The sequence below is a fragment of the Cellulomonas sp. P24 genome (assembly GCF_024704385.1).
In the GTDB taxonomy this organism is placed as follows: Bacteria; Actinomycetota; Actinomycetes; order Actinomycetales; family Cellulomonadaceae; genus JAJDFX01.
Window position 1 is genome coordinate 2,189,835 of record NZ_JAJDFX010000002.1, and the last position, 17,115, is coordinate 2,206,949.

Below are 17,115 nucleotides of genomic sequence, written 5' to 3' on the forward strand. Positions count from 1 at the left end.
GGCGGCCCATGGAAGAATGTGCGCATGTTCGCGACTCTGCACACCACATCCGGCGACATCCGCATCGAGCTCTACCCGAACCACGCGCCCAAGACGGTCGAGAACTTCGTCGGCCTCGCCACGGGCACCACGACGTGGACCGACCCCGCGACCGGGGTCGAGCGCACCGACCCGCTGTACAACGGCGTGATCTTCCACCGGGTCATCAAGGACTTCATGATCCAGGGCGGCGACCCGCTCGGCCGCGGTACCGGTGGGCCCGGGTACACGTTCGACGACGAGATCCACCCGGAGCTCGCGTTCACCGAGCCGTACCTGCTGGCGATGGCCAACGCCGGCCTGCGTCGTGACCCGATCACCGGCAAGCCGGCGGGGACGAACGGCTCGCAGTTCTTCATCACGACGGTCGCGACCGCGTGGCTGACCGGCAAGCACACGATCTTCGGCAAGGTCGCCGACGACGCGAGCCGCGCGGTCGTCGACGCGATCATCGCCGTGCCCACCGGCTCCGGTGACCGGCCCGTCGAGGACGTCACGATCACGTCCATCACGGTCGAGGACTGATTCCTCGGTGCTGTCGCCGGGTCTCTGCCGACGACACGACCGGCGGTGCGCATCGACAGGTGCGCACCGCCGCGCTGCCGCGATGAACGAGAGGGCGACGTGACGACACCGACGGACCCCGGGGCGGCCGCCGCCCCCACCCCGGCTGCTCCGGTGTGCCCGCGGCACCCCGATCGCGTCTCCTACGTGACCTGCCAGCGGTGCGGACGCCCGGCGTGCCCCGAGTGCCAGCGTCCGGCCGCGGTCGGCATCCACTGCGTGGACTGCGTGCGGGAGGCCGCCCGGCGGACCCCGGCCACGCGTACGGTCCTCGGCGGCACGGTGCGCGGGGGGCGACCGGTCGTCACGATGACGATCATCGGCCTGAACGTCGTGTCCTACGTCCTCCAGCTGGTCGTGCCCGGCTGGCAGAACGCGCTGATCTTCGCGCCGTCGGTCGGAGACCTCGAGCCGTACCGGTTCCTCACGGCGGCCTTCCTCCACGCCTCGATCCCGCACATCGCGTTCAACATGATCGCGCTGTGGTTCATCGGCCCGTACCTCGAGATCGTGCTGGGACGGTGGCGCTACATCGCGCTGTACCTGCTCTCGGCGCTCGGGGGCGACGTGATGGTGCTCCTGGTCGCGGATCCCTACGGCCGGTCATGGGTCACGGCCGTGCTCGGGGCGTCCGGCGCGATCTTCGGCCTGTTCGGCGCCGTGGTCCTCGTCGCGCGGCGACTCGGCCAGTCCGTCCGCTCGATGTTCGTCGTGATCGTGCTGAACCTCGTGATGAGCTTCACCATTCCCGGCATCTCGTGGCAGGGACACATCGGCGGGCTCGTCGTCGGACTGGTCCTCGGGGCGGTGTTCGCCTACGCCCCGCGCCCTCGGCAGCGGCAGGTCGCGCTCGTGGCGACTGTCGCGACAGGGATCGCACTCGTCCTCGTCGTCGTCCTGCGGTACGCGAGCGTCGGGGCCTGACGGGTGTCACGACCCGCGCGCGGCCACTCGCAGGGCCGTCGCCGGGAGTGAATGACACCGGTGTAGTTATCCACAAGGTTGTCCACTCCCTGGGGACAAGGATGACGAGAAGCGCCGCGGTCCGGTGCTACTGCCAGCGCGTGGTGAGGCTGAAACCGCCCAGCAGCAGGGCGAACCCGATGGCGAGGTTCCAGTTGTGGATACCGGGGATCGGGTAGTTCGTGGACGTGAGGTATGTCGTCACGATCCACACCAGACCCACGATCATGAGGCCGAGCATCACCGGGACGAACCACGGCGGGTTGACCTTCGGGGCGGCCTTGCCCGGAGGGGCGATGTAGGCGGGCTTCTTGCGTGACCGAGACTCAGGCATCTCGTGGGGCTCCTGTCCAGCGGTGATCCGGGGGGCGTGATCCTGGTGGGACCTCTGTCCACACCGATTCGTCGTCTAGCGTAGTGCGAGCGCAGCCCGGGGAAGGAGGACGAGTGACCAGGCACCCTCGTCGGCGCCGGGTGACGACCGGCACGGTCGCGGTCGGCATCGTGCTCGCGCTCGCCGGTGTGCTCTTCGCCGCGAACGCCCGCCTCGCCCAGGGTCAGGACAGTCGCGCGCCGCAGGACCTCAGCGACCTCGCGGTGGCGGCCTCCGACCGGCTCGCCAAGCTCACCACCCAGGTCGACGCCCTCCGGGCCGACGTCGAGCAGCTCACCGCTGCGCAGGTCCCCGCCAGCGCTGCGGCCGACGACGCGCAGACGTCGCTCGTGGAGCTCGCGTCGGGTCGTGTCGCGGTTGCCGGACCCGGCCTGACGGTGCAGCTGACGGACGCGCCGGCGGACTCGCTGCGACAGGCCGGGGTGCGTCCGGACGACCTCGTGGTCCACCAGCAGGACCTCCAGGTGGTGATCAACGCCCTCTGGGCCGGCGGCGCCGAGGCGATGTCCCTGCAGGGTCAGCGCGTCATCTCCACGACCGCGTTCCGGTGCGTGGGCAACGTCCTCTCGCTGCACGGGCGCCTGTACTCACCTCCGTACGTGGTCCGGGCGATCGGCGACCCGAAGAAGCTCCGGGCCGCCCTGTACGCCTCACCGCAGATCCAGGTCTACCTCCAGTACGTCGACGCGGTGGGCCTCGGCTGGAACGTCACCGCCTCCAGCACGCTCACCCTTCCTGCCTACGAGGGCACGACCGACCTCCAGTACGCTTCGGTCCCTGCCGGCATCGACGTCCTCAAGAGCACCGCCGACCTCCCGACGACGCGCCCGACCAGCACCCCGAGCCCGACCGCTGCGTCGGTGCCGAGCGCCACGAGCGAAGGATCCCCGAGTGCCCAGTGAGCAGAAGCGGCGCCACGTCGCTCCTCAAGGTTCCCGACCAGGGGTCGGGCACGTCGTCGTCGGTGTCATCTCCGAGCTCTTCCTGACCCTGGGCGTGTTCCTGGTGGCCTTCCTGGTCTGGCAGATGTGGTGGACCGACGTCCAGGGGAACCAGGCCCAGGCGGCGATCGTGAAGGACCTGGGGTGGGGAGCGATCCCGCCCGTCACCGCCGACCCGTCGGCGACGGCATCGGCATCGGCCGCGCCGGACCCGAGAAGGTACACGGCACCACCAGTCCTCGACGAACCGGCCAAGACGACGACGTTCGCCACGCTCCTCGTGCCGCGTTGGGGTGCGGACTACCAGCGCCCCGTGAGTGAGGGGGTCGATCGCGTGGCAGTGCTCGACCGTCTCGGCATCGGTCACTACCCCGGTACGGCGATGCCCGGTGCGCTCGGGAACTTCGCCATCGCGGGTCACCGGACGACCTACGGCAAGCCCTTCAACCGCATCGCCGAGCTCAAGGTCGGCGACGCGCTCGTCGTACGCACGGAGGCGACCTGGTACGTGTACCGGGTGACCAGCACGGAGATCGTCGCACCGCAGGACGTCGCCGTCATCGCCCCGGTCCCCGACCAGGCCGGTGCAGAGCCCACCGCGCGCATGATCACGCTGACGTCATGCCACCCGATGTACTCGGCCAGTCAGCGCTACGTCGTGCACGGCACGCTGGACTACTGGGAGCCGACGAGCGGGCCGGCGCCCGCCGAGCTGAAGGGGCCTGCCTGATGTACGGATGGCTCTGGCGCACGATCCCCGGCCCGCGCTGGCTCCGGGTCGTCATCCTGGCCGTCGCTGCTGCGGCGGTGCTTGCGGCATGCTTCACCTGGGTCTTCCCGGCGATCGCGCCGCTGATGCCGTTCAACGACACGACTGTGGGGCCGTGACATGACCAGGATCCTCGTGGTGGACAACTACGACTCGTTCGTCTACACGATCGTCGGCTACCTCGCGCAGCTCGGCGCCGAGACCGTCGTCGTGCGCAACGATGCCGTTCCGTCGGCAGACGAGCGCACCGGGTACGACGGGGTCCTCATCTCCCCCGGCCCCGGTACTCCCGCCGAGGCCGGGGCGAGCATGCAGGTGATCCGCGACTGCGCCGAGTCCGGCACCCCGATGCTCGGGGTGTGCCTCGGGCACCAGGCCCTGGGCGAGGTGTTCGGAGGCGTCGTGACCCACGCGCCCGAGCTGATGCACGGGAAGACGAGCCTCGTCGAGCACGACGGTGCAGGCGTGCTCGACGGTCTGCCCCAGCCGTTCACCGCGACGCGGTACCACTCGTTGGCCGTGGTCGACGGGACGTTCTCCGACGAGCTCGAGGTGACCGCCCGCACCGCGAACGGCATCATCATGGGCCTGCAGCACCGGACGCTGCCGTTGCACGGGGTCCAGTTCCACCCCGAGTCCGTCCTGACCGAGGGCGGGCACCGGCTGCTCGCGAACTGGCTGACGATGTGCGGGGACGACGACGCGGTCGCCGCATCGGTGGGACTCGCGCCGCTCGTCCGGGTCTGAGCCGGCGCGACCGACTCGCGCACGACAACGACGACCCCGCGGCGAGATCGGATCGTCGCGGGGTCGTCGTGTCGCTCGGTGCTGTCCGGTCGTCTGTCGTATCACGGCGACGGACGACCGGAGCAGGTCACGGCGTGGGAGGCGCGCTGGGGATGTCCGACACCGTCACCGTGACGCTCGAGCCGAGCGGAACTGTCGTGTTGGCGATCGGGTCCGTGGAGACGACCTCACCCCGTGGGACGGTCGTGGCCTTGGTCTTGACGATGTTCACGGTCAGCCCGACCCCGGTGATCGCGTTCGTCGCGTCGGCCTGGGTCTTCCCGACGACGTCGGGGACCACGGCGGTCGTGGGTGCCGTGGCGATCTGGATCGAGATCGTCGTGCCCTGCGGGACCAGTCCGGGCGTGCGGTCCTGACTCACCACCGACCCGGCCGGGACGGTCGAGCTCTCGACGGTGCTGATCGACGGGATCAGCTTGAGGGCGGTGAGGGCGTTCTTGGCGTCCGTCTCCGTCATGCCCTTGAGGTCGGGGAGGTTCACCTGGCCGGAGGACACGTACAGCGTGACCGCGGTGCCGTCGGCGACCGAGGCGTTCGCCTTCGGGTCGGTCTTGGTGACATGGTCCTTCGTCTGGTCCGGACTGTCGTCGCTCTCGACGGTGGCGACGGTCAGCCCGGCGTCGGTGAGCTGGGATCGTGCCTGCGCCTGCGTGAGGCCGGTGACGTCCGGGACGGTCGTCGTCCCGGGACCGCTCGAGATGGTGACCTTCACCTCCGACTTGAGGGCGACCTCCGTGCCGGCGGCGGGATCGGTCGAGATGACCGTGTCCTTGGGCTTGTCGGTGCTCGCCTGGAGCACCGGCTTCATCGTGAGACCGAGGGCCTTCAGGGCGTCCTGCGCCTCGACCTTGGTCTTGTTGACCAGCGAGGGGACCGTGACGGTCGTCGGCGCGCTGGAGCTGTTCATCATCGCGAGGGCGACGATCCCGCCGACCGCGAGGACCGCGATCGCGATGAGGGTCCACAGCAACCACTGCCTGCGCCGCGGCTCCTCCGGGGCGATCGTCGGCATCGCGCCGGTCCCGGGGCCGGTCGGTGCCCACATCGGCGCACTTCCGGGCATGACCTGGGTCGCCGCGGTCGTGGGCTGGTTGAGGATCTGCGTGGGGGACTCGGCGGCCACGGGCGCCGCGGCGACGATCGCGCCGACGGCCGGTGCGGCGACGTGACCGCCGCGGACGGACGCCTCGAGGTCGGAGCGGAACTCCGCGGCCGTGCTGTACCGGGACTCGCGATCCTTGGCGAGCGCCTTGAGGGTGATCCGATCGAGGGCGTCGGGGACGTCGGACGCGAAGCTGCTCGGCGTCGGCGCGGGCTCCCGGACGTGCTGGTAGGCGACGGCGACGGGGGAGTCGCCGACGAACGGCGGCCGACCGGTCAGGAGCTCGAACAGCAGGCACCCGGTCGAGTACAGGTCGCTGCGGGCGTCGACGGTCTCGCCGCGCGCCTGCTCCGGCGACAGGTACTGGGCGGTACCGATCACGGACTGGGTCTGGGTCATCGTCGCGGCGGAGTCCGCCAGTGCCCGCGCGATGCCGAAGTCCATGACCTTGACCGCGCCGGTGGGGGGTGAGCATCACGTTCGCCGGCTTGATGTCGCGGTGCACGATCCCCGCGTGGTGGGAGTACTCGAGGGCGGAGAGCACCCCCGCCGCGATCTCGACGGCCTCCTCGATCGGCACCGCGTGACCGTCGCGGAGGATGTCCCGGACCGTGTGACCCTCGACGTACTCCATGACGATGAAGGGCACGTGCGAGACCGTGCCGTTCTGGTCCGTCGACAGGTCCTCGCCGGTGTCGTACACCGCCACGATCGCCGGGTGGTTGAGCGACGCAGCCGCCTGGGCCTCGCGGCGGAACCGCGCCTGGAACGACGGGTCTCGTGCGAGGTCCGAGCGCAGGATCTTGATCGCCACGGTGCGCCCGAGGCGGGTGTCGTGCCCGATGTGCACCTCGGCCATGCCGCCGCGGCCGATGAGCTCGCCGACCTCGTACCGGTTGGCGAGAAGGCGGGGTCCGTCGTCCACCACTAGGAATCCTTCGCTGTCGTCGTCAGCACGTCCGCCGCCGAGGCAGCAGGCACACCTGTCGTGATCATCGCAGAACCGGCGTCGCAGCCGGGTGAAGCTGGTGAGGAAAGCGGTGAGGAACCGTCTCCCGCGACCCGCACCGCGGCCACCGGTAGCGTCGGGACGGAACCGTCTGCGCGGGTGAGCCTATCCGCGAAGGCAGCGCCGAGGAGCGCCAGCAGGAGCAGCACGAGCGCGAGCAGCGGCCAGGTGAGCTTGCCCTTGCTCACCCTGGTCACCGCCGAGGGTACCCGGGGGCGAGCTGCGGAGTCCTCCCGCAGCCGGCGCCGTGGCGGGTAGGACGGGGGGACGTCGCCCGCGGAAGGTGTTCCCGCGTCGGGCGACGCGGGCACGCCGCCGACGACGTGGACCGGTGAGGTGGACCGTCCTGCCCCGCCCACGCCGACGGCCGGCTGGACCGTCCGGGACTCGCCCACGATCACCGGGACACCCTCCGGTGGAGTCTCCTCGACGAGCTCGTCGAGGAGCCGGGCGAGGGACGCCGCCGAGCGAGGCCGCTGCTCGGGGTTCTTCGAGAGCATCAGCATGACGAGGTCGGCGAGGCGCTTGTCCACCGACGCGGGCATCGCCGGCACCGGCCGGTTGACGTGCGCCACCGCGATGTCGACTGCCGTGGGGCCGGTGAACGGACGATGCCCGACCAGGGCCTCGTACGCGACGATGCCGAGCGAGTAGATGTCCGACGCCGGAGCCGCGGCCTTGCCGACGGCCTGCTCCGGTGACAGGTACTGCGCGGTCCCCATGACCATGCCGGTCGCGGTCATCGAGGCCTGGTTGGTGCCGAGGGAGACGCCGAAGTCGGTGATCTTCACGCGACCTCCGCGTGAGATGAGGATGTTCCCCGGCTTGACGTCACGGTGCACGACGCCGCCGACGTGCGCGGCGTGCAGGGCGCGAGCGGTCTGGGCGAGCAGCGGCAGCAGCCGGCGTGCGCTGAGCACCGGCTCGCGCTCCAGGAGGTCCGACATCGGCTCCCCGACCACGAGCTCCATGACCAGGTACCCCGAGCCGTCCTGCTCGCCGTAGTCGTAGAGCTGGGCGATGTTCGGGTGGGACAGCGAGGCGGAGTTGCGCGCCTCGACCCGGAACCTCTCGAGGAAGCCGGTGTCGCCCGCGAACTCCTCGCGCAGGACCTTGACCGCGACGTCGCGCGCGAGCGCCTCGTCGTGGGCGACCCACACCTCGCCCATGCCGCCGGTCGCGATCTTGCTGACCAGGCGGTAGCGACCGTCGAGCTTGATGTCCGGTGCGGGCTTCACTTGCCGAGCACCGCCTTCATGACGGCGGCCGCGATCGGTGCGGCGACCTGACCGCCGGTGGCCTCGTTGCCGAGGTTCCCGCCGTGCTCGACGACGACCGCGACGGCGACCTTCGGCGTCGAGCCGTCGGCCGGGGCGTAGGCCGTGAACCACGCGTGCGGCGCCGCGCCCTCGACGGTCTGGGCCGTCCCGGTCTTGCCCGCGACCACCACGCCGGGGATCTTCGCCGCGCCGCCGGTGCCGTGGTCGACGACGCCGACCATCATCTGCTGGAGCGCCGACGCCGTCGCGGCGGAGATCGGTGTGGACAGCACGCTCGGCGTCGTGGTGGAGATGACCTTGAGGTTCGGGTCGCGCACGGTCGCGACGGCGTACGGCTTCATCAGCCGGCCGCCGTTCGCGATCGCCGCCGAGATCATCGCCATCTGCAGGGGGGTGACCGTGACGCTGCCTTGGCCGATCGCCGAGAGCGCCGTCTGCGGGGCGTCGACCTTCGCCGGGAAGCGGCTCGGCGTCACGGACATCGGGATGTCGAGCGGCTTGTCGAACCCGAAGGCCTCGGCCTGGGTGCGCAGGGCGTCGGCGCCGAGCGTGATCCCGAGCTGGGCGAACGCCGTGTTGCAGGAGATCCGCAGGGCGTCGGCGAGGGTCATGGTGCCCGTGCTGCTGCAGACCTCGCCGCCGAAGTTCTTGAGGACCGAGGTGCTCTGCGGGAGCTGGAGCTGGGTGGGCGCCGGGATCTGCGAGTCCGGGGTCAGCCCCGACTCGAGGGCGGCCGCAGCGGTCACGAGCTTGAACGTCGACCCGGGCGGGTAGGTGTCCCCGCTGATCGCCCTGTTGATCAGGGGCTTGCCGGGGTCGGCCAGCAGCGCCTGGTAGGCGGCGTTGACCGCGGCGGTGTCGTGACCTGCCAGGACGTTCGGGTCGTAGCTCGGCTTGGAGACCATCGCGAGGATCGCGCCCGTCGTCGGGTCGATCGCGACGACGGCACCGGTCTGGTTGCCCAGCGCGTCCCACGCCGCCTTCTGTGCGGCCGGGTTGATCGTGAGCTCGACGGAGGACCCGCGCGGCTGCTTGCCCGTGACGAGGTCACCGAGGCGCGAGAGGAACAGCGAGTCCGCGGTGCCGTTGAGGATCGAGTTCTCCGTGGCCTCGAGGCCTGTCGGCTGGAACACCACCGAGTACGCGCCGGTCAGCGGGGCGTAGAGCGGGCCGTCCGCGTAGACCCGCTGGTAGTGGAACGCGTCCTGGACCGGTTGCGACGAGGCGATCGCCTGACCGGCGACGATCAGCGGCCCGCGGTCCTTGCCGTACTCCCGGTACAGGCCCCGGACGTTGCGGGGGTCGTTGTTGAGGGCGGGGGCCTGCTCGTACTGGACCCACGTGGTGCCGACCATGAGCACGAGGAACATGCTCAGCATGACCGTGGCGAGCCTGCGCAGCGGGGTGTTCACGCGGTCCCCTCCCCCGTGTCGGGACGGTCGCCGACGGTGAGGACCGCCGTCTCGCTGTCGTCACCCAGGGGGCCGGCGGGGGGTGCGACCGGGGCCGCGACCAGGCTCGGCGCCGGGACGTCGGGCACCGTCATCGACGGCGCCGGGCGGCGCGCGTTGTCCGAGATCCGTAGCAGCAGCGCGACGATCACCCAGTTCGCCAGCAGCGACGAGCCGCCGTACGCCATGAACGGCATCGTCAGCCCGGTCAGGGGGATCACACGCGTGACGCCCCCGACGACGACGAAGCACTGCAGCGCCACGACGAACGCCAGGCCACCGGCGAGCAGCTTGCCGAACCCGTCGCGCACGCCGACCGCGGTGCGCATGCCACGTTCGGCGAGGACCAGGTACGCGAGGAGGATCGCGACGAGTCCCGTGAGCCCGAGCTCCTCGCCCAGAGACGCGAAGATGAAGTCCGACTCGGCGAACGGGACGAGGTCGGGGCGCCCCAGACCCCACCCCGTGCCGAACAGGCCGCCGCTGGCCATGCCGAACAGTCCCCGCACGAGCTGCCCGGACCCGCCGACCGCCTTGTTGAAGACGTCGTTGTCCATCGCGTGCAGCCAGATGTCGAACCGCGCCGCGACGTGCCCGAAGGTCCTGGCGGCCATCACCGCTCCCACGACGAACATGCCGAGGCCCATGACGACCCAGCTCGTCCGCTCCGTGGCGAGGTACAGCATCGCGACGAACAGGCCGAAGAACAGCAGCGAGGTCCCGAGGTCGCGCTCGAGCACGAGGACGGCGACCGACGTGAGCCACGCCACGAGGATCGGCCCGAGGTCGCGGATCCGGGGCAGCTGAAGCCCGAGCACGCGCGGACCGGCGAGCGCCAGCGTCTCGCGGTTGGTGACCAGGTACCCGGCGAAGAACACCGCCAGGGCGATCTTGGAGAACTCGGCCGGCTGCACCGAGAACGTCCCGATCCGGATCCAGATCGTCGCCCCGTTCACGTCCGCCCCGAGGCCGGGGATCAGCGGGAGGACGAACAGGCCGAGGCCGACGACCATCGCGGTGTACGTCAGCCGGCGCAACGTCCGGTGGTCCCGCAGCACGATCAGCACGAGCGCCGCGAACAGGATGCTGATCGCCGTCCAGCCGAGCTGCTTGCTCGCGAACGTGGTCGTGACACCTCGGGCGGCCCTCGCGACGTCCAGCCGGTAGATCATCGCCAGCCCGATCCCGTTGAGCGCGACCGCGACCGGAAGCATGACCTGGTCGGCGTACGGCGCGCGCAGGCGCAGGACGACGTGCATCAGCGCCGCCAACGCGATCAGGCCCAGACCGTGCGGCACGAGGTTGGCCGGCAGGCGGGACGTCGCACCGAGGCCGGCCAGCGCGTACCCGCCGATGCCGAGGGCGAGCGCAGGGACCAGGAGGGTCAGCTCGACGCCGCGGCCCGGCCGGACCTGGTGCGGCGTGACGACGGCCATCAGCCGGACGCTCCCGTGCCGGCGCTGGTGCTGGTGGTCGGCGTGCTGCTGCTGCTGGGGCTGGGGCCGGCGCTCGGGCTCGCCGTGGGAAGGGTCCCGGCCGTCGCGGCCTCGTTCTGGATGATCTGGACGTGGGACCGGGCGTCCGCGAGGCTCGTCGCCACGATGCTCTGCGCGAGCCGGTCCTGGACGAACGGCGCAAGGCTCGCGACCTGGAGCTGGCTCTCCTCGACGACCTCGGACAGGCGTACCGGACCGATGCTCTGGTCGATCCCCCGGTAGATCGCGACCCTGCCGTCAGCGACGCCGACGTAGTACTGGGTCTGGGTCCAGCGGTAGCCCGCGTACCCCGCGCCGCCGAGGACGGCCAGGACGAGCACGATCACGAGCAGGGTCCGCCCGCGACGGCGTCGGGGCTCGGGTGCGTCGTCGTCAGGCGCGTCGCCGGTGGTCGGCGACTCGCTCGCGGCCCGGGCGAGCGACGCGGCACGAGCCGCAGGTCCGTCGGCGGCCGACGTCGGGACGTTCCGGGACAGCGCGGCGGAGCCGACGACGGTCGCGGCCGTCGTCGGTGCAGCGCCGTCGGGAAGGTTGTCCAGGTCGACGACGTCCGCGACGATCACGGTCACGTTGTCCGGTCCGCCGCCGCGCAGTGCGAGCTGCACCAGCCGGTCCGCGCATGCGTTCACGTCCGTGATCGAGTCCATCGTCTCGGCGATCGTCTCCGCGGAGACGACCCCCGAGAGACCGTCGGAGCACAGCAGCCAGCGGTCGCCGGGCCGTGCCTCGCGGACCGACAGGTCCGGGATGATCTCCATGTCGAAGTCGCCGAGGACCCGCATGACGACCGACCGCTGCGGGTGGTGCGCCGCTTCTTCGAGGGTGATCTTCCCGGTGTTGACGAGGTGCTGGACGAACGTGTGGTCGATCGTGACCTGGTTCAGCTCGCCGTCACGCAGCAGGTAGGCGCGGGAGTCGCCGATGTGCGCCATGACGAGCTTGTTGCCGGCGCGCAGCAGCGCCGTGACGGTGGTGCCCATCCCGCCGAGGTCGGCGTCGGCCTTGGCGCGGGCGAGCAGCTCGTCCTGCGCGGCGTGCAGGGCGGCGTCGAGCTCGTCGAGCGCGTCGTCGGGCCCGTGCGCCTCGTCGTCCAGCGGCGCGAGGGCTGCCACCGCGATCGAGGAGGCGACATCACCGCCGGCGTGGCCGCCCATGCCGTCGGCCACCATGAGCAGGTGTGGTCCCGCGTAGGCCGAGTCCTGGTTGTTCGAGCGCACGAGCCCGATGTCGGACCGCGCGGCGTAGCGCAGGGCGATGGACAACGGGGACTACCTCTGCAGCTCGAGGACGTTGGTGCCGACTCGCACCTGGGCGCCCAGAGGGACGGGGGTCGGCTGATCGATGCGTCGGCCCGCGACGAACGTGCCGTTCGTCGATCCCAGATCCTCGATCACCCAGCCGCCCACCTCCGGGAAGAGGCGCGCGTGTCGCGAGGACAGTGCGATGTCGTCGATCACCAACGTGCAGGACGGCGCGCGCCCGATGAGGACCGAGGACGTGCCGAGGGGCACGCTCGTGCCGCGGAGCGAGCCCTCCACGACGACGAGCCGCGTGGCGGACGGCTCCCGCCGCGGTGGTGCCTCGCGACGAGCCGACGGTCCCGGCGAGCCCGCCGAGGCCGGTGGGACCGACGCGGGACCGGCAGCGCGGGCGGCGCTGCGGCGGGTACTGATCCGGGTGCCGTAGAGGTCGTGCCGCAGCACCCGCACCGCCGAGAGGACGAACGCCCAGAGCAGGATCAGATAGCCCAGCCGCAGCAGGGTGATCGTCAGGGCGTTCACCGGCGTCACGCGTCCTGGTCGTCGTCAGGCGCGCCGGTCCAGAACATGATGCGGGTGCGCCCGATCGTCAGGGCGTTGCCGTCGAGCAAGGTGGCGGCCGGAACTTGGTGGCCCTCGACGAACAGGCCGTTCGTGGACCCGAGGTCCGTCGCGATCACCCCGTCGGGCGTGACGCGGATCTCCAGGTGACGACGGGAGACACCGGGGTCGTCGACGATGATGTCGGCCTCGGACCCACGACCGATCACGGTGACCGGACCGGTCAGCAGGTACCGCTGGCCGTCGATGTCGACCAACGGGTGGCGCGGGCTCGGCGCGGCGGCGGTGGTGGCCGGCGCCACCGCACCGCGCACCGTCGTGCTGTGCACCTCGAAGCGGCCGGTCTCGAGCGCCTCGTCCTCGGAGAACGTCACGGTGACCGGGCCGACGAACGCGTACCGCTGACCGAGCGCGTGGTCGGTGACGTTGGCCGCGAGCTCGTCCGCGAGGGTCTCCGCGCCCCACTCCTCCACATGCTGGTAGTCCGCCGGGGACAGGGCGATCGCGAAGCTGTTGGGGACGACGGTGCGGTCGCGGTCGACCACGACGGCGCGGTCGTCGACCTCGCGGCGCAGGGCGCTCGCGAGCTCGACCGGCTTGACCTCGCTGCTGAAGGCCTTCGCGAAGGCCGTGCTGACCACGCGCTCGACGCCTTGTTCGAACTTGTCGAGGATGCCCACGCCACCTCCTTCACGTCGTCGGTCCGTCGCCGTACGCCCGGTGGCTGCCCTCCACAGGTGACACGCCGTTCGTGAGGCGCAGAGGGCCGTCCGGACCGGCGTCCACCCCGATGGTATCCAGTGCCGCTGGGTTGACCCGCCGATCCGAGTGCCAAACACGTCCGAAGTGTCCTGGTGCGGGTTCAGGGGGTCGGTCCGGGAGTGGGGCCGGGGCGACCTGCGTGCTAATCTGCTCCGGCGCGCGCGAGTGGCGAAATGGCAGACGCGCTGGCTTCAGGTGCCAGTGCCCGCAAGGGCGTGCGGGTTCAAGTCCCGCCTCGCGCACAGAGGGGTGTTCGTTCAACGGGCGCCTGGTTGTTCGGGTCACCCCCGGTCGGAGATTCCCCGGCCGGGGGTTTCCTGTTGGTGGATCTGGTCGGCGGGTGACCTCGGCATGTCTGCTGGCGCCGCGGCTCCGACGCATCCACGATGCCGACGCCCCCGCATGCGAACGCGCCGCCGGACCCGGCGAGGGGCCCGGAGAGGCGAGCGGAGTCGGCTTCTAGCGGACGCGTCGGCGAAGTACGAGGGCCGTCGCGCTCGACACGACGAGCGCGACGAGAAGGAACTGCCACAGCCGGAACTCGTGCGCCGCGGCGCGGTAGGTCGTCAAGGCGATCAGCGTGACGGCTCCGGTGATCAGCGACTCGCGAGTCAGGATCTTCTTCACGGCGATCACCGCACCCTCTCCTGGAGCACTGCGACACCAGAGGGTGCAGTGGGGCTGCAGGAGAGGCGCTGACGAGAGTCCCCGACGCACGACAGCCGGAAGCCGCACCTCGCGGATCCACCTGTGACGACCGTGCCCATGATGCCCCCCACCACGGTGGTCGACCCCGTTGCCGACCGAACGACGTTAGCGCGGGCGCACGCGTCTGTCACAGGTCGCTGTGCCCGCCCGGCCCGCTCGACCCCGGAATAGTCGTCCGCGAGGCTCCGTTGCAGCCACGGGTCCCGTCGCGCTCGCGGCGGGGCTTCCGTGACGAAAGGCCGCACCTGATGGATCTGTTCTCGCCCGTCTCGCTCGGAGACCTGCACCTGCCGAACCGCGTCGTGATGGCGCCCCTCACCCGGATGCGGTCCGGTGCTGCGGGGGTCCCCGGTGACCTCGTGGCCGAGCACTACGCGCAGCGGGCGAGCGTCGGCCTGATCATCACGGAGGGCACGTACCCGAGCCACGAGTCGCGCGCCTACCCGGGCCAGCCCGGCATCGTGACCGAGGAGCAGGTCGAGGGCTGGCGTCGGGTCGCTGACGCCGTCCACGCTCGGGGTGGCCGCATCGTCATGCAGCTGATGCACAGCGGGCGGGTGGCGCACACGGACATCACGGGGACCGACCGGATCGTCGCGCCGAGCGCGATCGCGATCGACGGCGAGGTGCGCGCCGCGGTGGGCAAGCTGCGGTTCCCCGTGCCGCACGCCCTCACGACCGAGGAGCTGGACGTCGTCCGCGACGAGTTCGTGACCGCTGCGAGGAACGCGATCGTCGCCGGGCTCGACGGGGTCGAGATCCACAGCGCGAACGGCTACCTGCTGCACCAGTTCCTGTCGCCGGCGTCGAACCAGCGCGAGGACGGGTACGGCGGTTCCCCGCAGAACCGTGCGCGGTTCGGTATCGAGGTGACGACGGCCGTCGCCGAGGCGATCGGCGCGGGCCGGGTGGGCATCCGCATCTCCCCGATGCACAACATCCAGGACGTCCTCGAGACGGATGCCGCCGACGCGACGGCGACCTACGAGGCGCTCGTCGACGGCATCGCCCCGCTCGGCCTCGCCTACCTGAGCGTCCTGCACAGCGACCCGACCGGTGAGCTCGTCCAGGGCCTGCGGGCCCGCTTCGGCGGCAAGCTCATCGCCAACAGCGGCTTCGGCAGGATCACGACCCGGGACGAGGCGCTCGCGCTCGTCGCGGAGGCGAGCGCCGACGCCGTCGCCGTCGGTCGCCTTGCGATCGCCAACCCCGACCTCGTCGAGCGCTGGCAGGCCGACGCGGCGGAGAACACGCCGGACCCCCAGACGTTCTACGGCTCGGGACCTGAGGGGTACACGGACTACCCGCGGCTGAGCGCCTAGAACCCCCCACCTTCTAGCAGCCTGAACCGCTAGAACCCCCCCTCTTCTAGCAGCATCGCGGTAGGGTGCGAGGGTGCGGGACGACGAGATCCGACGGCAGCTGACCCAGGCGAACCCCTGGTGGCGTGCGGTCGTGTCGGGCGCCTCGCCGACCGCGTGGGTCGACGAGCACCGCGCGTTCCGTGATCTCGGCAGGCACGACCTGGGGTATCGCCCGACGGTGCTCGACGACATCGCCGACGGGCCGGTCACCGATCAGCTGGTCGTCCTGTCCGGTCCTCGACGCATCGGCAAGTCGGTCGCTGTGCTGGACGTCGCCAAGCGGCTGTGTGCACGCAGCGACATCGATCCCCGCCAGGTCATTCACGCGCCGTGCGATGCGATGACCCCGCAGGCCCTGCGTCGCGTGCTCGTGCTCGGCCGGGCACTGACGGCGTCGGTCGACCAGCCCGAGCCGCGACGGCGGATCTGGTTGCTCGACGAGATCAGCTCTGTCAGCGGCTGGTCGGCGATCCTCAAGGGGGCGCGCGACAACACCGACTTCGGCGACGACACAGTGGTCGCCACCGGTAGCAGGTGGGCTGACGACGAGGACGTCGAGGGCAACCTGCTGGCCGGACGAGCGGGTCACGGCACGCGACGGCGCCGCGTGCTGCTGCCGATGAGCTTTCGCGAGCATCTGCGGGCGACCCGCCCGGACCTCGGCGTTCCCGAGGTGATCCACCCCGGCGAGCTGCAGAGTGCGGAGGCGCGCCGGAGGTTCGCGACGTTCGAGGTGCTCGTCGATGACTACGACCTGGCATGGCAGGCGTACCTGACCACCGGAGGGTTTCCGCGTGCCGTCGCCGAGAGCGCCCGGCTGGGCGCAGTCACCGACGGCTACCTGGCGGACCTGGAGGCGTGGCTCCATCGAGACGTCGAGCCGGCTGCCGGGCCGGAGTCCATCCCGCTGCTCCTCGACATGCTCAGCACCCGCTCGACGAGCCCGCTCAGCGTGAACTCGACGGCGCAGGACCTCGGGTACGGCAAGGACGTGCTCGGCCTGCGTCTGCGTCGCATGATCGCGAGTCATGCGCTGCTGCGGTGCCCTCAGCGCAGCGCCGGCCGGCTCGTTCCGCGCACCCAGGCCAAGTACTACCTGACCGACCCCCTGCTGGCGTGGCTCCCGTCGCGTCGACGTGCCGGTCTCGACGCGCCGGACATGACGCGTCTGACCGAGGCCGCGATCGCCGTCACCCTTGCCCGCGTGATCGACAGCCTCGACGAAGGCCGCTGGCTGCACGGCGACACCATCGGTTACGCCCGCACCACCAGTGACAAGGAGGTGGACCTCGCGCCCGTCAGCGTGCCGTCGCGAGACGGAGCCGTCGAGACCGTTCCGATCGAGAGCAAGTGGGTCGACCGGGGGTGGAAGAGCGAGGCACGCACCATCACCGGCAAGTACGGACGTGGAGTTGTGGCGACCAAGACCATCCTCGATCTCGACGGAGGCGTGTGGGCCGTCCCGGCGCCGTTGCTCGCGGTCGCCCTCCAATGAGCCAGTGAACCTTCGCGGTGGCGTGACGTCCACGCCCCGTCGCCAACCCGAGGAGTCCCGATGACCGACCTTCCCAGCTTCGACCTGACCGGCAGCACAGCGCTCGTCACCGCCGCCGGGAGGGGGCTCGGTCACGCGATCGCCGTCGCCC

Annotated in this window: 17 protein-coding genes, 1 tRNA gene and 1 pseudogene; 9 read left to right on the forward strand and 10 right to left on the reverse strand. The window is 71.0% G+C overall.

Going from position 1 to position 17,115, the window contains the following annotated elements; all coding sequences use genetic code 11:
• The first annotated feature begins 24 nt into the window (after positions 1–24).
• Positions 25–564 carry a peptidylprolyl isomerase gene (locus tag LJB74_RS10175; RefSeq protein WP_259308421.1) on the forward strand — a complete coding sequence of 180 codons (540 nt, stop codon included), beginning with the start codon at positions 25–27 and terminating at the stop codon, positions 562–564.
• A 99-nt stretch (positions 565–663) separates the two neighbouring features.
• On the forward strand, positions 664–1,527 hold the full coding sequence (locus LJB74_RS10180; RefSeq protein ID WP_259308422.1) for a rhomboid family intramembrane serine protease: 864 nt from the start codon (positions 664–666) through the stop codon (positions 1,525–1,527).
• 127 nt (positions 1,528–1,654) lie between these two features.
• On the opposite strand, the gene LJB74_RS10185 is transcribed toward LJB74_RS10180, so the two are convergent.
• Positions 1,655–1,900, reverse strand: coding sequence for a cell division protein CrgA (locus LJB74_RS10185; RefSeq protein ID WP_259308423.1), 246 nt, complete (start codon positions 1,898–1,900; stop codon positions 1,655–1,657).
• 113 nt (positions 1,901–2,013) lie between these two features.
• On the opposite strand from LJB74_RS10185, the gene LJB74_RS10190 reads away from it, so the two are divergent.
• From LJB74_RS10190 to LJB74_RS10205, 4 genes are read left to right on the forward strand one after another with little or no spacing between them, the layout of a single operon-like run.
• Positions 2,014–2,862 carry a DUF881 domain-containing protein gene (locus LJB74_RS10190; RefSeq protein WP_259308424.1) on the forward strand — a complete coding sequence of 283 codons (849 nt, stop codon included), beginning with the start codon at positions 2,014–2,016 and terminating at the stop codon, positions 2,860–2,862.
• Complete coding sequence (locus LJB74_RS10195) at positions 2,852–3,631, forward strand: class E sortase (RefSeq protein WP_259308425.1); 780 nt, start codon at positions 2,852–2,854, stop codon at positions 3,629–3,631. The genes LJB74_RS10190 and LJB74_RS10195 overlap by 11 nt, the downstream gene beginning before the upstream one ends.
• Positions 3,631–3,789: a hypothetical protein gene (locus tag LJB74_RS10200; RefSeq protein WP_259308426.1), complete on the forward strand. Its 159-nt coding sequence runs from the start codon at positions 3,631–3,633 to the stop codon at positions 3,787–3,789. The genes LJB74_RS10195 and LJB74_RS10200 overlap by 1 nt, the downstream gene beginning before the upstream one ends.
• 1 nt (position 3,790) lies before the next feature.
• A complete protein-coding gene (locus tag LJB74_RS10205; RefSeq protein WP_259308427.1) occupies positions 3,791–4,417 on the forward strand; it encodes an aminodeoxychorismate/anthranilate synthase component II in 627 nt (208 codons plus the stop codon).
• Between the two features lie 127 nt (positions 4,418–4,544).
• Here the strand turns inward: LJB74_RS10205 and LJB74_RS10210 are convergent, their stop codons facing one another.
• From LJB74_RS10210 to LJB74_RS10240, 8 genes and pseudogenes are all read right to left on the reverse strand, one after another.
• On the reverse strand, positions 4,545–6,023 hold the full coding sequence (locus LJB74_RS10210) for a PASTA domain-containing protein (RefSeq protein ID WP_310650839.1): 1,479 nt from the start codon (positions 6,021–6,023) through the stop codon (positions 4,545–4,547).
• A gap of 82 nt (positions 6,024–6,105) precedes the next feature.
• A pseudogene (locus LJB74_RS20635) lies at positions 6,106–6,438 on the reverse strand (protein kinase); the annotation flags it as partial.
• Between the two features lie 68 nt (positions 6,439–6,506).
• Positions 6,507–7,826 carry a serine/threonine-protein kinase gene (locus LJB74_RS10215; RefSeq protein WP_259308428.1) on the reverse strand — a complete coding sequence of 440 codons (1,320 nt, stop codon included), beginning with the start codon at positions 7,824–7,826 and terminating at the stop codon, positions 6,507–6,509.
• Entirely contained in the window at positions 7,823–9,280 is a 1,458-nt protein-coding gene (locus LJB74_RS10220) for a penicillin-binding protein 2 (RefSeq protein WP_259308429.1), read from the reverse strand. Before LJB74_RS10220 ends, LJB74_RS10215 begins: the two co-directional genes overlap by 4 nt.
• Positions 9,277–10,755 (reverse strand): FtsW/RodA/SpoVE family cell cycle protein, encoded by a 1,479-nt coding sequence (locus LJB74_RS10225; protein WP_259308430.1) that lies wholly within the window; start codon positions 10,753–10,755, stop codon positions 9,277–9,279. Before LJB74_RS10225 ends, LJB74_RS10220 begins: the two co-directional genes overlap by 4 nt.
• Positions 10,755–12,077, reverse strand: coding sequence for a Stp1/IreP family PP2C-type Ser/Thr phosphatase (locus LJB74_RS10230; protein ID WP_259308431.1), 1,323 nt, complete (start codon positions 12,075–12,077; stop codon positions 10,755–10,757). The genes LJB74_RS10225 and LJB74_RS10230 overlap by 1 nt, the downstream gene beginning before the upstream one ends.
• A 6-nt stretch (positions 12,078–12,083) precedes the next feature.
• A complete protein-coding gene (locus LJB74_RS10235; RefSeq protein WP_259310334.1) occupies positions 12,084–12,596 on the reverse strand; it encodes an FHA domain-containing protein in 513 nt (170 codons plus the stop codon).
• Between the two features lie 5 nt (positions 12,597–12,601).
• Positions 12,602–13,315, reverse strand: a complete 714-nt coding sequence (locus LJB74_RS10240; protein ID WP_259308432.1) for a DUF3662 and FHA domain-containing protein — start codon at positions 13,313–13,315, stop codon at positions 12,602–12,604.
• 241 nt (positions 13,316–13,556) lie between these two features.
• On the opposite strand from LJB74_RS10240, the gene LJB74_RS10245 reads away from it, so the two are divergent.
• Positions 13,557–13,639 (forward strand) — tRNA-Leu (locus LJB74_RS10245).
• A 217-nt stretch (positions 13,640–13,856) separates the two neighbouring features.
• On the opposite strand, the gene LJB74_RS10250 is transcribed toward LJB74_RS10245, so the two are convergent.
• Positions 13,857–14,033, reverse strand: coding sequence for a hypothetical protein (locus LJB74_RS10250; RefSeq protein WP_259308433.1), 177 nt, complete (start codon positions 14,031–14,033; stop codon positions 13,857–13,859).
• A 320-nt stretch (positions 14,034–14,353) separates the two neighbouring features.
• Between LJB74_RS10250 and LJB74_RS10255 the strand changes: the two genes are divergently transcribed.
• Positions 14,354–15,427: an alkene reductase gene (locus LJB74_RS10255; RefSeq protein WP_259308434.1), complete on the forward strand. Its 1,074-nt coding sequence runs from the start codon at positions 14,354–14,356 to the stop codon at positions 15,425–15,427.
• A gap of 73 nt (positions 15,428–15,500) precedes the next feature.
• Entirely contained in the window at positions 15,501–16,964 is a 1,464-nt protein-coding gene (locus LJB74_RS10260; RefSeq protein WP_259308435.1) for an ATP-binding protein, read from the forward strand.
• The last annotated feature ends 151 nt before the right edge of the window (positions 16,965–17,115 follow it).

Bases quoted from the DNA above. Each gene is read 5' to 3' on its own strand.
- LJB74_RS10200 (WP_259308426.1), top strand. From the start codon at position 3,631: ATGTACGGATGGCTCTGGCGCACGATCCCCGGCCCGCGCTGGCTCCGG.
- LJB74_RS10255 (WP_259308434.1), top strand. From the start codon at position 14,354: ATGGATCTGTTCTCGCCCGTCTCGCTCGGAGACCTGCACCTGCCGAAC.
- LJB74_RS10205 (WP_259308427.1), top strand. From the start codon at position 3,791: ATGACCAGGATCCTCGTGGTGGACAACTACGACTCGTTCGTCTACACG.
- LJB74_RS10175 (WP_259308421.1), top strand. From the start codon at position 25: ATGTTCGCGACTCTGCACACCACATCCGGCGACATCCGCATCGAGCTC.
- LJB74_RS10185 (WP_259308423.1), bottom strand. From the start codon at position 1,900: ATGCCTGAGTCTCGGTCACGCAAGAAGCCCGCCTACATCGCCCCTCCG.
- LJB74_RS10225 (WP_259308430.1), bottom strand. From the start codon at position 10,755: ATGGCCGTCGTCACGCCGCACCAGGTCCGGCCGGGCCGCGGCGTCGAG.
- LJB74_RS10210 (WP_310650839.1), bottom strand. From the start codon at position 6,023: ATGGACTTCGGCATCGCGCGGGCACTGGCGGACTCCGCCGCGACGATG.